This is a genomic window from Spirochaetota bacterium, assembly GCA_040756435.1.
In the GTDB taxonomy this organism is placed as follows: domain Bacteria; phylum Spirochaetota; class UBA4802; order UBA4802; family UB4802; genus UBA4802.
In genome coordinates this window covers 16,308-32,564 of record JBFLZD010000001.1, presented here as the reverse complement: position 1 = coordinate 32,564, position 16,257 = coordinate 16,308, and the positions used below count along the sequence as shown (strand labels likewise).

12 protein-coding genes are annotated in these 16,257 nt (G+C 38.8%); 1 reads left to right on the top strand and 11 read right to left on the bottom strand.

Annotation, left to right across the window (positions count from 1 at the left end):
• Positions 1 to 62: 62 nt before the first annotated feature.
• On the bottom strand, positions 63 to 215 hold the full coding sequence (locus AB1444_00140) for a hypothetical protein (GenBank protein ID MEW6525056.1): 153 nt from the start codon (positions 213 to 215) through the stop codon (positions 63 to 65).
• 283 nt (positions 216 to 498) lie between these two features.
• Here AB1444_00140 and AB1444_00135 point away from each other — a divergent pair, with 283 nt between their 5' ends.
• Positions 499 to 2,097: an FMN-binding glutamate synthase family protein gene (locus AB1444_00135; protein MEW6525055.1), complete on the top strand. Its 1,599-nt coding sequence runs from the start codon at positions 499 to 501 to the stop codon at positions 2,095 to 2,097.
• A gap of 114 nt (positions 2,098 to 2,211) precedes the next feature.
• Here AB1444_00135 and AB1444_00130 read toward each other — a convergent pair whose 3' ends face one another.
• From AB1444_00130 to AB1444_00085, 10 genes are all read right to left on the bottom strand, one after another.
• Positions 2,212 to 4,122 carry a long-chain fatty acid--CoA ligase gene (locus tag AB1444_00130; GenBank protein ID MEW6525054.1) on the bottom strand — a complete coding sequence of 637 codons (1,911 nt, stop codon included), beginning with the start codon at positions 4,120 to 4,122 and terminating at the stop codon, positions 2,212 to 2,214.
• Positions 4,123 to 4,216: 94 nt separating this feature from the next.
• Positions 4,217 to 6,844: an alanine--tRNA ligase gene (alaS, locus tag AB1444_00125; GenBank protein MEW6525053.1), complete on the bottom strand. Its 2,628-nt coding sequence runs from the start codon at positions 6,842 to 6,844 to the stop codon at positions 4,217 to 4,219.
• 117 nt (positions 6,845 to 6,961) lie between these two features.
• Complete coding sequence (locus AB1444_00120) at positions 6,962 to 7,600, bottom strand: regulatory protein RecX (GenBank protein MEW6525052.1); 639 nt, start codon at positions 7,598 to 7,600, stop codon at positions 6,962 to 6,964.
• Positions 7,601 to 7,689: 89 nt separating this feature from the next.
• On the bottom strand, positions 7,690 to 8,082 hold the full coding sequence (rpsI, locus tag AB1444_00115; GenBank protein ID MEW6525051.1) for a 30S ribosomal protein S9: 393 nt from the start codon (positions 8,080 to 8,082) through the stop codon (positions 7,690 to 7,692).
• A 45-nt stretch (positions 8,083 to 8,127) separates the two neighbouring features.
• Positions 8,128 to 8,574 (bottom strand): 50S ribosomal protein L13, encoded by a 447-nt coding sequence (gene rplM / locus AB1444_00110; GenBank protein ID MEW6525050.1) that lies wholly within the window; start codon positions 8,572 to 8,574, stop codon positions 8,128 to 8,130.
• Positions 8,575 to 9,204: 630 nt separating this feature from the next.
• Positions 9,205 to 10,239, bottom strand: coding sequence for a nitronate monooxygenase (locus AB1444_00105; protein ID MEW6525049.1), 1,035 nt, complete (start codon positions 10,237 to 10,239; stop codon positions 9,205 to 9,207).
• A gap of 116 nt (positions 10,240 to 10,355) precedes the next feature.
• The gene (locus AB1444_00100) at positions 10,356 to 12,185 is read right to left on the bottom strand and encodes a long-chain fatty acid--CoA ligase (GenBank protein ID MEW6525048.1); all 1,830 of its coding nucleotides are present in this window, start codon (positions 12,183 to 12,185) and stop codon (positions 10,356 to 10,358) included.
• Between the two features lie 54 nt (positions 12,186 to 12,239).
• Positions 12,240 to 13,277: a nitronate monooxygenase gene (locus AB1444_00095; GenBank protein MEW6525047.1), complete on the bottom strand. Its 1,038-nt coding sequence runs from the start codon at positions 13,275 to 13,277 to the stop codon at positions 12,240 to 12,242.
• A gap of 168 nt (positions 13,278 to 13,445) precedes the next feature.
• The gene (locus AB1444_00090) at positions 13,446 to 14,765 is read right to left on the bottom strand and encodes a TldD/PmbA family protein (protein MEW6525046.1); all 1,320 of its coding nucleotides are present in this window, start codon (positions 14,763 to 14,765) and stop codon (positions 13,446 to 13,448) included.
• Entirely contained in the window at positions 14,734 to 16,134 is a 1,401-nt protein-coding gene (locus AB1444_00085; protein ID MEW6525045.1) for a TldD/PmbA family protein, read from the bottom strand. The genes AB1444_00090 and AB1444_00085 overlap by 32 nt, the downstream gene beginning before the upstream one ends.
• Positions 16,135 to 16,257: the final 123 nt, after the last annotated feature.

Here is a 16,257-nt window from a genome sequence, read left to right as displayed (position 1 = left end):
TATTTAACTATTCATTAAAATACTTAAAATCCTGGAATTTTCAATACAATTTATTCATTTTTTTAAAAAGGTACTATCGCTTTTTTAATTTTTATTGGCACCTCTAAAAACTGCTTTCTTCCGTAATTATTCATATAATAGAAAGTGGTTTTATCATATATATATATTGTGCCCACAAGGGAACATCCAAAATAATAGTATTTAGAAGTTCCCATATTATTTATACCCCATTATTGCAAGGAAAAATCAGTATTAAATTTTATTTTATTATTATTTAAAAATATTCTTTCCAAATACTTTGCTTCATGTTACAAATATGTTAAATTTTTAGGAAATTATATTTCATGGATATTAAATATTTTGACTTTTACATAGAATTTCAATCAATAGCACAAAAGTAATATGTAATCATTATATCACGTTTTTTTCATACCAAAACAGTGCCTTTCAAATAATATTTTTTAATATATTCTACAAACTATTCTAAGGAGCAAGAATATGGGAAATTTATCACGACCAAACTCAAACGATGCAACCCGCACTGCTAACCGCTCACGGAATGTTGCACCACAATCAGGTATTTGTTCTCGCTGTCTGGACGGTTGTACTGGAAATTGCGAAGTATTCCAGGCAACCATGCGAGGACGCGAGCTTCTGTACCCGGGTCCATTTGGGGAAATAACAGCAGGAGCTGACAAAGATTATCCTGTTGATTATTCTCACCTCAATATTCAAGGGTATGCTGCAGGAGCAAAGGGTCTTCTTAATCCTGGCCCTGAAACAGCACGTTTCCCCATGGTATCCACTGAAACATATTTTGGCACAAAAAACAGGGTTAAGTTAGAAGTGCCAATGTTTACCGGTGCATTGGGTTCAACCGACATTGCTCGCATTAACTGGGAGCATTTTGCGGTTGGGGCTGCAATCTCAGGCATAGCCATAGTGTGTGGCGAAAATGTTTGCGGGATTGATCCCGGTCTTGAAAGAGACAAAAATGGTAAGGTTACAAAATCCCCTGAAATGATACGCCGTGTAGAGACATTCAAAAAGTATAAAGCAGAAGCTGGTGATATTCTGGTACAGATGAATGTTGAAGATACCAATTTAGGTGTTGCTGAATACATCCTTTCACAGCTTGGAGTAGAAACCGTTGAATTAAAATGGGGACAGGGAGCAAAATGTATAGGCGGTGAAATAAAAGTACGTAGCCTTGAAAGAGCTATTGAACTGAAAAACCGTGGTTATATAGTAACTCCCGACCCAACTATCCCTGCTATTCAAGCAGCATTCAAGGATGGGGCAATTAAAGAATTTGAGCGCCACTCACGTTTAGGATTCATAAGCAAAGATGCTTTCCTGCAGGAAGTTGAACGGCTGAGAGCATTGGGTGCAAAGCGCGTGACATTAAAAACAGGTGCTTACTCACAAAAGGAATTAGCAGCTGCATTACGCTGGGCATCTGAAGCAAAGATTGACCTTTTAACAATCGATGGTGCTGGTGGCGGTACTGGTATGAGCCCATGGCGCATGATGGAAGAGTGGGGCGTTCCTACATTCTATCTCCAGTGTATGGCGTATGATATGGCTCAGAAAATGGCTGCAAAAGGCATGTGGGTTCCTGATTTAGCAATGGCTGGTGGTTTTTCAACTGAAGACCACATCTTCAAAGTCTTAGCAATGGGATCCCCATATTTCAAAGCAGTTTGTATGGGACGCGCACTGATGATTCCTGGTATGGTTGGGAAAAATATTGAAAAATGGTTAAAAGAAAATAACCTGCCAAAGAATGTTGCTCAGCATGGTGCAACGAAAGAAGAAATCTTTGTATGCTACGAAGAACTCAAGGCTAAATACGGAAAAGAAGTAGATAATTTCCCACTTGGAGCAATAGGTCTTTACACATTCAGCCAGAAAATAAAAGTTGGATTACAGCAGCTTATGGCTGGTAGCCGTAATTTCAGAATTGATACTATTTCACGAAGCGACCTTATGGCCCTCACTGAAGAAGCAGCAAAAATCTCTGGTATACCGTATGTAATGGATGCCTATAAGGAAGAAGCTGAAAAGATTCTTTTAGAAGGGTGTGATTACATCTAATATTTGTATTAAGCACTAAAAAAGGCAGGTTGCAAAACCTGCCTTTTTTTATTTGATGAATGAACTATGTTCTTACCATACAAAAACGGCAAGAGCATTAATTATTTTTTTACTTTATTCGTACATCTTCTCTATAACATCTTTATAGACCTGGATAATCACTCGTTTCTTTGCTTTCTGCGTTGGAGTAATCATACCATTTGATTCGGTAAACCGCTGGTTCAGTATGGTGTAGCGTTTGACTTCTTCAAATTTTTCCAGTCTTTTGTTTGCTTCTTTTACATCATTGTCTATCAGTTCCTGCAAACGTTTATTATTAATGAAATCATCGCCAACTTTTGTACATATCTGCATCCCGCCAATATTCTCATATACCAATTTTGATTCATCATATGCAATACATTCACGTTTGAATAACGCCATAAAGTTTGCAAAGTTAGGCACAATGAGTGCTGTAATAAATGGCTTTTCATCACCTACAAGGAAAATCTGTTCCACCCAGCTGCTGGTTGAAAAGAGATTCTCAATTTTTGCAGGTGCAACGTTTTTGCCAATTGAAGTACATATTATTCCTTTTTTCCTTTCAACAAATTTAATATATCCATCAGGCGTTAACTCTACTACATCACCCGTTTTAAACCAGCCATCTTTTGTAAATGCCTCTTTAGTTTCTTTTGGTTTGTTGAGATAACCTTTAAATATACCAGCACCTGAAAGTTCTAATTCACCATCAGCAGCTACCCGGCATTTACTACCATTGGCTTCTTTGCCCATACAACCTGGCTTGCAAGCAGTAATTGGATTAAGCACTGCTGCATTGAAGCTTTCCGTTGAACCATACCCTTCAACAACAGCCAGACCCAATGCATAATAGAACCGCAGCAAATCAGGCGATATTGCTGCACTTGCTGAAAATGAATGGTGGAATCTGTTTCCAAATAAACCACGCACCTTGGCAAAAAGTTTATCAGCTATTGAATACTTTATTTTCAAACCCAATGGCAATTTAGATTTCAAATCAAACTCTGGATGCATGTTGTAGCAGCCATTAGCATCTTTGCGATATTCAAGCGCCTGCAAACCTACACCAATTGCCCAGTCAAACAGCTTTTTCTTCAATGTGCTTTCTGCCATTGCCTGCTGCATAGTAATATAAATTTTTTCATACAATCGTGGAACACAGTTAATCCATGTAGGATTATATTTTTGCATGTCTTCAATTAAGGTTGCAGGTTTATCAGCATAACATATTAAAGCACCTTTTGTTAAGGCAAGCCATTGACAGGAACCGCGATCAAATACATGCGATAGTGGTAGATAGCATAGTGTCACATCATTCTCATTTACATCAAAGTTATATTTCTGGAAATATGCTACCGTGCCTTCTAACCGTGATGAACCAGTCCAGTGTGTTATGATAGCACCTTTTCCCTGTCCGGTTGTTCCAGAAGTATACAGTATAGTGAACCAATCATCCAATTTTATACTATCTTTCCGTTTGATGTACTTCTTATAATTTGCTGCATTTTTCCGCCACTCTCTACCCATGGCAATAAAATCCTTAATACCATAGATCTTCTTGTTATCACCGGTAAATGATATATCCATTACAATAACAGTTTTAAGGTCTTTCAACTGTTTCCCGATCCGTTTTATCTGATCAAGTTCCTCTTGATTGCCCACAAATATCACTGTGGACTTAGAATCCTTCATAATGTATGTGACTTCAGAATCAGATAATGTAGGATAAATTGTTACACTGACACCACCAGCACAGGCAATGGCAATATCAACCTGTGTCCACATATAGCTTGTTGGCGCCATAATTGCAGCTCTGCCTTTGTAGGGGAACCCTATTTTCATCAATGCACAGGCTATATCCTCTACACGATCTTTTAACTCTGCATACGTAAACATTCCATTATTGTCATCATACAGCTTACTATTGAATTTTTGTGCAGGCCGTTCAGGAAATCTGCCGCAGGTATCATAAAAATACTGAACCATTGTTTTAAGCTCACCCATAATAACCCCTCTGAATATATTAATTTAAATATAACTATTTATATATCACGGCTGGTAGGTATTTCAAGAAATTAATTACATTTTTGCATTTATGTTATTTACTGCTATGCAATACAATTTCCCTGCATTTTGCAAGTGCTTTTGCAATATGTTCAGGTGATTTACCACCAGCCTGTGCCAGATCTTTTCTACCGCCACCACCGCCACCAATCTCTTTGGAAACAGTTTTGATAATAGCACCGCAATCAATACCTTTATCAATAGCACCTTTAGTTGCTGCAGCAATAATAAATGCCTTATTTTCCTTTGAAGAAGCTAAACACACTACTACGGAATCCGAAAGCTCCCGTATATAATCAGCCAGTGTACGCAAGCTTTCAGCATCCATATTTTGCAATGATGCACTCACAAATTTCAGGCTGTTGATGAGCTCTGCTTTACTATATAGCTCCCTGGCTACATCCTTCAAACCAGCAGCTTTAGTCTTTTCCAGTTCCTTTTCCAGATAGGAAACTTTTTCAAGCATTTCAGCAATTTTTTTCTCAATATTTGACTCATTTACTTCCAGCAACCCCATAATCCTTCTTACTATCGAATGCTCATGAATCAGCCGCTCATATACCCCCTTTAGTGTTGCGCCTTCAATTCTTCGTACGCCTGCACCGGGTGAGGACTCACGCATTATTCTGAAAACACCAATTTTACCTGTATTGTCTACATGCGTCCCACCACACAATTCCTTACTAAAATCGCTGATAGAAACCATCCTGACAATATCAGAATATTTCTCATCAAATACTGCCATCGCACCCTGATTTAAGGCTTCCTGCAATGGTATATTTGCAGTATTCACCGGCAATGCAGCCCAAACTTTTTCATTAACTATCGCCTCCACCTGTTGGATCTCTTCAGGTGTCATTGCTTTAAAATGGGAAAAATCAAATCTAAAATGCTGGGGATCTACCAGTGAACCTGCCTGCTTTACATGCTGTCCCAAAACCTGACGCAATGCTGCCTGCAAAAGATGTGTTGCAGTATGGTTGGCACGGGTAAGATTTCTTCTAATACCATCAATTGATAACCGTACCTTAGCTCCCTCCTGAAACAATCCTCTTTCCACCTGCCCAATGTGTACAATAAGGTCACCAGATTTTTTTGTGTCCACAACTCTGAATGTTCCGCTATCACTCATTATATAACCAGTATCCCCAACCTGCCCGCCTGACTCACCATAAAATGGCGTGTTTTTGACAACCAGTATTCCTTCCTGCCCCTCACGCAAATGGGTCTTCAGGCCTTCAAAATCTGACAGCACAATAATTTCTGATTCTGAATCATATTTTTCATACCCTTCAAACTGTGTGCTCTGAACTTTCTTTAATATTTCACCCACAACCCCATCAATCCTGCCTTCGGTACCTTTCCAGCTTTGCCTTCCACGGTTTCGCTGTTCTTCCATTTTATGTTCAAAACCTTCCCGGTCAATACCAAGCCCATTTTCACGTGCTATCTCCTCAGTCATCTCTACCGGAAAACCAAAAGTGTCATAGAGTACAAATACATCACTCCCGCTTATCGTTGTTTCGCCTTTTTTTGTTAATGTTTTGATAATCTCTTCCAGCCTGTCCATGCCATTTTCAATTGTTTCTAAAAAGCGCTCTTCTTCACCTTTTATAACAGCCTTAACATTTTCTTTTGTGTCCGATAGTTCCGGATATTGTTTCCCCATGGCCGCAACCAGTGGGTCAACAATGGTATACACAAACGGTTCATGAATACCAATCTGGCGGCCATAGCGCAGTGCTCGCCGTAAGATACGGCGCAATACATAGCCTCTGCCTTCATTTGATGGATAAGCACCATCCGATATTGCAAAGGTAAGTGCACGTGCATGTTCTACAAGTACATTGACTGCTATCTGTGCATCACCCTGGTAGGAAATATTCCGTGTTTTCACAATATAATCAACAAGCCCTTTTAATTCATCGGTTTGATAGATACTGTCAACATTCTGTACCAGAGTTGCAAGGCGCTCAAGTCCCATACCGGTGTCAATGCCGGTACGTGGAAGTGGATGTAGAACACCTTCAGTATCCTGAAAATACTGATTGAACACCAAATTCCAGAATTCTAAAAATCGTTCACAATCACAACCTGGTTTACAATCAGGCTTACCGCATCCAAATGAAGGCCCACGGTCTAAATACAGCTCTGAACAGGGACCACATGCACCTGAATCACCGGCTGGTCCCCAGAAATTGTCTTCCTTGCCCAACCGTACTATCTTTTGTTTTGGCAGGCCAATATCTTTGTGCCATATATCAAAAGCTTCATCATCATCTATATATATAGAAACCCATATATTCTCTTTTGGAAAACCAATCACAGCAGTTGAATATTCCCACGCCCACTCAATAGCCTCTTTTTTAAAATAGTCACCAAATGAAAAATTGCCTAACATCTCAAAAAAGGTACAATGCCGTTTGGTCTTGCCAACATTTTCCAGGTCACTCGTTCGCAAACATTTTTGTATTGATGCTGCACGGGTATACTCTAATTCAACAGTACCGGCAAACATAGGTTTAAATTGCACCATACCTGCAGTGGTAAACAGCAGTGTTGGGTCATCCTTTGGTATTAATGAACTTGAAGGGACAATTCTGTGATCCCGCTCTTTGAAAAATGTAATAAATGACGTCCGCAAATCATGTACCTTCATCATACTGTGCATCCCTTGTAGATAAAAATAAAATCCTTCATATGTACAAAACAATGTAAAAAAACGATGTTACAATTTCAATAATATTAATTATACTAATGTATAAAATAACTTCTGTAATTATTCCTGTATATCATGTATTTCTTCATAATCATCACCAAATCGTTTCATAACTTTTTTTATAATTTCCCAGCTAAAGCCTCTTTGTTGTAAAAATGCTACCATTTTTACGGTAGCGTTGGATTTTTCTTTAACCTGATTATACTTTTTTAGTGCTAGCTGATACACCTGCTCAATATCGGGCTCTTTATTCTCTGTTTTCCTGATAGCCTTTTTGATGATCCCTTTATCAACACCCTTTTCAAAAAGTTTTTTTTCTAACATTTTATTGCCAATAACTTTATGTTCCCTGACTGATTGAATATAGTGCACTGCATATTCATAATCATTAATGAGTCCCCGTTCAGTTAAATACTGTATCACCCGGCCTATGGTAGTTTTATCAAACCCCTTTTTTATAAGATATTTTTTTATATCGTGCTCAGTACGGCTACGGATGCTGATATAATATAATGCCTTTTCCTTACACTCAAACAGCCTGGATTCCTCTTTTAAGTGATTATATGCATCAATATCAATTGCCCCACCTCTACGTAGCAACCCTGAGGGAACAGAAGCAGTGTCCACCCGTAAATATTCGCCAGTATCCAATGTTATCCGAATATAGCGATCAGTATATTCAATATCCTGTATAATCATAACATAACACACCAAAGATATTCATCAAATATAACAAAAAGGATGCCACCGGGCATCCTTTTTGTAAAGTATATACTGCATTCCATTTTTTATCGTTTGGAAAACTGGAATCTTTTCCGTGCCTTTTTTTGGCCATATTTTTTGCGTTCAACTTCACGTGAATCCCTGGTAAGGAATCCTGCCTGCCGCATGGATTTTTTATACTTTTCATCCAGTGCTGATAAGCATCGGGCAATACCTAACTTAACAGCGCCCGCCTGCCCTGTCCATCCTCCACCATCAACAGTGGCAACAACATCAAATGAATTCAGCACACCCGCCTCTTCCAGTGGCTGTCGTACCACTAACTCCAGGGTTTGTCGCCTGAAATATTCGTTTATAGGTTTATTATTGATTATTATAGTACCATTTCCCGGTTTTAACCACACACGCGCAACCGCTGATTTTCTTCTTCCTGTTGCATAATTTGCTGCACTTGCCATTTTTATAACCTCATCTATTTAGTAACAATAATTTTCTTTAAGCCATTAAAACTTTAATTCTAAAGGTTCAGGTTTCTGTGCCTTGTGGGGATGGTCACTGCCGGCATATATTTTTAAATTACCCATTAGCTGTCGTGCCAATTTGTTTTTTGGCATCATACCTTTTACTGCATGGTACAATATATATTCGGGCTTTTTCTCAAGCATCTTTCTGATATTCACAAACCTGCTTCCGCCAGGATATTTAGAATGAAAGAAATACTCTTTTTCCTGTGGTTTCTTGCCTGTCAAAAGCACTTTATCTGCGTTTATTACTATGACATTATCACCCATATCAAGGTGAGGCGAGTATGCAGGTTTATGTTTCCCCCGCAATACATGTGCTATCTCTGCTGCAAGCCTGCCTAAAACTTTGCCTTCTGCATCAATGATATACCATTTTTTCTCAATCTGAGATTTTTTTAAAGAAAATGTTTGCTGCAAAATACCCATTATATCCTCTCTATAATACTGATTATTTCGCTGTTATACTTAAAAATTATATAGATTACAAGTGTAGCACGGTATTTATATTAATCAAGAAACAAAAATCAATAAAAATATATTGTTTTGAAATTGGTGTTCAAACTTATTTTTACATAATAATTTTGTCAAGGAAATTAAGCAATTTTTTTTCGATAGTTGTATAAGAGGTTACATATTATCCAATATGATTATCACACAGAATATAGTAACATTTTTAATACCATTTATTATTTATTATATAGAAAATATGTTCAATATATATTTAACTAGTTTTTCAATCATCTCAATGCGTTTATATTACAATAATAGTAATCATATCCTGTGAAAAAATATACATAAAATCTGTATATAAAGAAGGGGGGCCCAAAAGACACCTCATTGCAATGACTTTTGCCTTCCTGTCATTGCGAGGAACGAAGTGACGAAGCAATCCCATCTTCCGTGGTATCGAGACTGCCGCCCTTCTACAGGCGGTTACTGAACTTGTCGAAGCACTCAGGGCAGGCGATGCGCTCGCAGTGACGTACACTGTGGTCATTGCGTGCCCCACTATTTCATTTGAGACGCCCCCTTCTTTAATAAATATTCTTTTATCACTTAAAATTTTTTCAGATTTTTCTGATATATAGCTTTTGCTTCTTTTACCGTTCTTTCAATGACTTCCTTTACCGTTGGTACATCATTAATAAGGCCCTGGCATTGCCCAATAAGCTGTACACCATAATCAAGATCGCCCTTTTCCGTTGCTACTTTTATTTTGTCAAAGGCTGTAGCAAAATGTGCCAGTTGAATCATCATCTTTGGCCCCTGTAGCATAACACCTAACGCTAATTTGAAATAAGGCATATTCATCATCTTGGCTATTTTATATGATTCTAAGGCTGCATGAGGCAAACTCATACCCTTTCGTATAGCTTTTTCAGCTGATTTAGTTTTTAATACACGGCAGTAAATTCCATCAAATCTATTGGAATAAATTGTATCTTCAATACCTGCTTTAAGCTGTGCTTCAATGGTTTTCTTATGTAATGGGCTTTCCTTCGTCATTGATAAACGGGTACCCATGCCAATACCCTCAGCACCAAGCGCCAGTGCAGCAGCCATCCCACGGCCATCTGCTATTCCGCCAACAGCAACAACAGGAATTTTTACTTTATCAACTATCGCCGGAACAAGAACAAAGGTGGTAACCTGTCCACCATGAGCAGCAGCTTCGTGCCCGGTTACCTGAAGAGCATCAGCACCCTGTTTTTCAGCTGCCAGAGCATGTTTTTCAGTAACTACAGTTGCAATAACCTTGCCGCCATATTTATGTGCACGCTCTGCAATCCAGTCGCACTTACCCAATGATACATTAATGATAGGCACTTTTTCCTCAAGCATGACTTCCGCATTTTCGCGTGCTCCCGGCATAATGAGGGTACAACCTGCACCAAAAGGCTTATCAGTAAGTTCACGGATTCTTCTGATAGCCTGCCGTGTTTGTTCCGGTGTCAGAGGCCCGGTTGCCAGATATCCTGTACCACCTGCATTACATACCGCAGCTACCAGCTCAGGAGTGCTAATCCAGCTCATCCCGGGTAGGATGATAGGATATTTAATACCAAACAGTTCAGTAATTCTTGTTTTCATACGATAACTCCCTATTTACTAAAATTATTATTCTCATAACCATGAAACATAACACCGTTACACTACTATTGTAGCAATAAAAATTTTATATACAAAAAATACTAATTTTAAACACATTATTCCACATACATCTTATCAATGATGTCACTGTATCGTTGCTGAATCACTTTACGTCTAATTTTCAATGTTGGTGTAATCTCACCGTTTTCCTGTGTGAATTCATGTGGCATTAAAGTAAACTTTTTGATCTTCTCAACCTGTCCCAGGCTTTCAGTAAGTTTTTCAATCTTGGTGTTGTAGAATTCAACAATTTCTGGTTTGGAAATTAGCTCCTGACGGGAAGAATATTGTATTCCTTTTGATTTTGCAAATTCTCCAAGCATTTCAAAATTGGGTACAATAAGGGCACTGATATATTTTCGCCCATCACCAACCACCACAACCTGCTCAATGTAGAGGTCTTCACCTAACATTGTTTCAATTACCTGCGGAGCAATATTTTTACCTCCTGCAGTGATTATAAGGTCCTTAATCCTGTCAGTGATGCGTATATATAGTTTCCCATCATGTTCCTCAATGGTTCCCACATCTCCTGTTTTAAACCAGCCATCCTGCGTAAACATTTCTTTAGTTGCTTCAGGTTTATTCAAATACCCCTGCATACACATGGGGCCTTTCAACTGAATTTCACCCTCATCAGAAACTCTGACATCAACAATATCAAGAATGGGCCCACAGACACCTGGATAAGCAGTGGTAGCAGTACCAACGGCAACAGGGAAAAATTCTGTTAATCCATACCCCTGAGCCAGCGGGATCCCCAATCCATTGAAAAAAGCATTTATCTCAGCTGACATAGCTGCACCACCAACATGGAAAACCCATACATTGCCACCAACTATCTGACGTACCTTCTTCAATACAAGGGCATTAGCAAAAAATCTTTTTATACCAAGCCATGGCCCAATAAATCGTTTAGCTCTTTTTCTGGTATCATATTCAATACCTGTAGTAGTTGCCCAGTTAAACAATTTCTTCTTTGCAGGTGGCGCTGTTTCTAACCTGTCAAATATTGTAGCATACATCTTTTCCCATAAACGAGGAACGCTGCACATATACTGTGGTTTTGACAATGGCAAAATTTCCATAATGTCTTTTGGATTACGGCAATAATTGTTTTCACCACCTTTCAGCAATACGCCATATGTCCACATGCGTTCAAACACATGGCTTAAGGGCAAAAATGCAAGGGATACCATACCCGGTCCTGCTTCAGGGAAACGGAATACCGATGCATAGATACCAGCTAAAAAGCTTGCATGCGTATGTACCGCACCTTTAGGATTCCCGGTTGTTCCCGAAGTATAGATTATGGTGAGCATGTCATTGCTTGATAATTCATTAATACGGGCATCAACAGTCTTTTTACCATCACCAACTTCAGTTTTTACTATCTCATGAAAATAAAAGCTATTTTCACCATTTACTATCACAGCTTCTTGAAGAGATACTATCATCTGTAAGCTGGTTGAATGTAGTATCTGATAAATCTTATCATACTGTTCCTGATCACCGGTAAAGATTGCTTTGATTGAAGCATCGTCAAGTATATACTTTGCTTCATCCTTTGAGTTGGTTGCATAAATTGGTACCGGGACACACCCTGCAGCCTGAATCCCTAAATCAGCTAATGTCCATTCGGGGCAATTCTGTGAAAAGATTGCAACACGGTCCCCTTTTTGCAGGCCTTTAGAAATTAAAAAATGAGCTATCGCATAAACTATCCCTGTCAGATCTTTCCAGGTATAGCTATACTTTTTGCCATCAATAAATCCCGATAATGCGGCTGCATTACCCCGTTGCTTTGCTCGAGATAATACCATATTGATAACGCTTCTTTCACTGGCACAAAATTCCTTATACCCTTCTAGTGTTGCTTTCTGCATAGATACCCCACCCCATAATAATTTTTTATTGGCAACTGTATAAAACGATATGTACTATTTAACCTTTTTTGCCAGTTGTTTTTCAATTTCTACTGCTTCTTTTATTATTCTATCCACAACCTGTTTCACTGTTGGTGTATCATTAATAATGCCGGTAACCTGGCCCAATGGTAAAACACCTTTATCAAAATCACCATCCATGGTTCCTATCTTGAAAGCATCAAACCCAATTGCCATGCGTGCCATCTGAATTGCCCGCTGTGGACCCATAAACATAATGCCAACTGCAAGTTTTAACCATGGATAGCCAAGCATGTCAGCAATCTTCTTTGAGCGTATAAGCGAACTGAATGGATTAAGGTGTTTATGCATAAGACGCTCTACAGCTTTTGACTTCATGAAGCGTGCTGGCAATCCATCTATTTTTGGTGTATACACTGTGTTGTATACTTCACTCTTAATACTTGCCTGTTTTGCACTTTCAGCCACAGGGCTTTCCTTGGTATTCATAAACCTGGTTCCCATTGATATACCTTCTGCTCCCAGTGCAAGAGCTGCAATAAGCCCCCTGCCATCGGCAAAGCCACCGGCTGCAATAACCGGGATATTTACTGCCTGTGAAATTGCAGGGATTAACACCAACGATGTGATTGCTCCACCATGACCTGCCGCTTCATACCCGGTAACTATCAGGGCATCAGCTCCATCACGCTGGGCTGCCAGTGCATGTTTATGTGTGGTAACAGTGGCTATTACTTTTCCACCGTATGCATGCACAGCTTTTGCAATCTTATCGCCTTTACCTAACGAATAGTTAATGATGGGAACTTTTTCCTCAATGAGAACCTCAGCATTGCGTTCAGCCCCTGGGAAATACAGCGTAACATTTGCTGCAAATGGCTTTTTAGTAAGTTCCCGTACCCTTCGCACTGCTTCACGGGTCTGCTCGGCTGTCAATACACCGGTTGCAAGGATACCAAGTCCGCCAGCATTTGATACCGCTGCAACCAGTTCGGGCGTACTTATCCAGCTCATACCTGAAAGTAGAATTGGATACTTAATCTTGAAAAGTTCTGTAATTTTAGTCTTCATTGCATTTCTCCTGAAAATTTATAATCTTAAAATAATAAATATTTCCACTTAAAGCGGACGAACTATACCTTTTTTACACATTCCTTTTTATTCTATCGCAAACATAACAGGGTTATCTAAAAAAGCAAGAAATATATACTCTTTTTGTCAAAACTTTTATATAAAAAATTATGTAGTTGAATAATTTATACGGCACAATACATAGGGGAGATAGGCATTGCCACCCCACTCTCGTTCTGAAGAAAGAACTATTTTATCATTCAACATCGTTGTAACATCATCATTTACCATGGAATTTGATAATCGCCCCCTAACTTCACCCTGTACAACCAACCAAGCTAAATCCAAATTGGCTGAAAAGTTACCCATTAGTGTATTTGATTGCCCAAAGCCAATAAACTGGTCTATAATAATCCCTGTTCCCATCTGTGCTATCATATCTTTAAAGGATAGAGTGCCCGGTTCTACAATAATATTGCTAAAACTTTCCTGGGGCAAGGTAGCATACCCTCGCGAAGCATTCCCGGTAGGATTGGTATGCAAAAGATGAGCGCTTTGCAAATGAGCAATATAGGTTTTTGCATACCCATTTTCAATAAGGGTTTTATTCTGAGCCGGAACTCCTTCATCATCAAAAGGATAGCTTCCCGGTGCAAAGTCAATTAACGGATTATCATACACCGTAAACTGCTTACCAAAAACCTTTTCACCAAATTTTCCAATATACCGTGAAATACCCCGTTCAATTGATCGCCCCGTCAAACCCTGCAGAACCACACCCATTATCTGACCAAATGCCTTTGGAGTAAAAATTACATTATAATTGCCAAAGGGCATTTTGACTGTGCGTTCGCTGAATGCCAGCTTTTGTATAATTCGTTCAGTAAGCTCATCAATATTAAAATCGCTATTCCAGGTAATACTTTCATAAATCTGCACACGGCTTCCATCAGGCAATATTCGCAAGGCAGTTATTGTTGACCTGTGCCGTGAATAATGGTATCCATTATTAAAACCTTGAGAATTAACCAGATGCATATACCCATCCACACACCCTAAGCCTGCATCAACCATACAGTCACTGTAAACAGAACGTATTGTATCAACAACTTTCTGTAATGCATGCAGATAGTATTGACTATTCTTATTAAATATTTTCTCATCATAGCATGCAACATAAGGAGTGGGTTGCATTGATGGAAGTTCATATTCTTCAATTTCCCCATAATTTGCTGTTTCTTGCGCATATGCAATAACAGAGTCAAGCATTGCAATATCATTGCAAAAGGATAAACCCGTTTTGCCATCAACATTCATCCTGATACCATAACCCTTTATTTCTGATTCCCGTACGCCGTAAAAAACATTATTTTTAAATGAATATGTTTTATGTATTGCATACTCAACAAATACATCCCACCAGCGACTTTTTTGTTTTGCACAGGTTTCCTGTATTCTACTTAGATTTAGTTTTTCTACTTCCAGCACCTTTGCCTCCTATAAGAACATTTTTTATCAATATGTGCGGTCCACCAGAAGATACTGGCAGTGGAGCCTGACCCTGTTTACCACAACCACCCAATCCACCAAACAATGTACAATCGTTAGCTATTGCTTCAATATTAGCAAGAGTTACAAATACATTTCCTGTAAGCATGCACTCTCGAAACTTCTTTGTTTTCTTCCCTTTTTTTACTTCATACGCATAAGCAGGTGTAAAGGTAAACATTTCTAAATTTGTTTGCCCTCCCAGAGCCCCCACCACATAGATGCCATTCCACAGCTTTTCAAATAATTCCTGAACTGTAGAATCTCCATTTTCTATATATGTGTTGGTCATTCGCACAATAGGACTTGCCGAAGTACTAATAGCCCGTGCATTGCCGGTAACCTCTTCCCCCATTTTTACCGCCGTTTCCCGCGAATGAAGACGGCTATGTAATACTCCATTTTTTATCAAATATGTCTTTGTAGGTTTTATACCTTCATCATCACAGGGGATATATCCGGCATACGGCAGCGTCCCATCATCCACAACATTGAGTATATCCGGGCCAAAACGCTTACCAATTACCATTATCTCTCTCATCCGTGGATTTTCATACACAAAGTCTGCTTCTGATAAATGGCCAAATGCTTCATGAATAAAAACACCCGATAATTTTGGATCAGCAATCACGTCATATACACCACTTTTTATCTGTGGGGCTGCAACAAGCTCAGTTGCAATACGCACTACCTCTTCTGCCATTGTGTGTCTATCCTTTACTATCTCAAAACCTGCATAGTTGGCATCCGATTCTCCATATGGCTGAATGACAGTCCCATCTTTTGCAATAGCTGATAGTGACAATCCGCAGAAAGACCTTTCATATTCTACAATGCTGTCATCAGTATTACATAACACATACTGTGTCAATGAATCACGGTATAATACATTAGTATTTTCTATAAGCTCACTATCTTTTAATATGTCATTGTACTGGGTAAGCAAGTGCATCTTTTCTTCTAAGCTTACTGTATTAGGTGGAATGAGTGTTTTTGTTTTTTCAGTAATCACATTCGTTTGTAATGAAGACAATGTGGGTGCGTTTTCTTTTTTTTGTATGTGCGATAGTTGCAGTGCCTGTTGCACGGCATAATCAATCATATCAAGAGAAGTAAAGGCAAAAAATCCCCAACACCCTTTATTATAAACGCGAACCGACCCTTGCGTTGAAGTGCCGACTTTACAGGTTTCTATCATCCTTTTTGAAAGGTGTATCGTGGTAGAAAAACTTTCACTTAAGCGAATTTCAGCGTATTCTGCTTTAATGCTTTTTAATTTTTTTTGTACATCCATTGGATCAACTGGCATAGAAATTATCTCCATTCAATATAAATTCTCTTCCATAATAAATCTTTACTTTTTGGGATGACCAAGGATGTCCTTCCAAAAAAATAAAAATTTGCCCCCAATGTCACATCCCCTATTTTATCC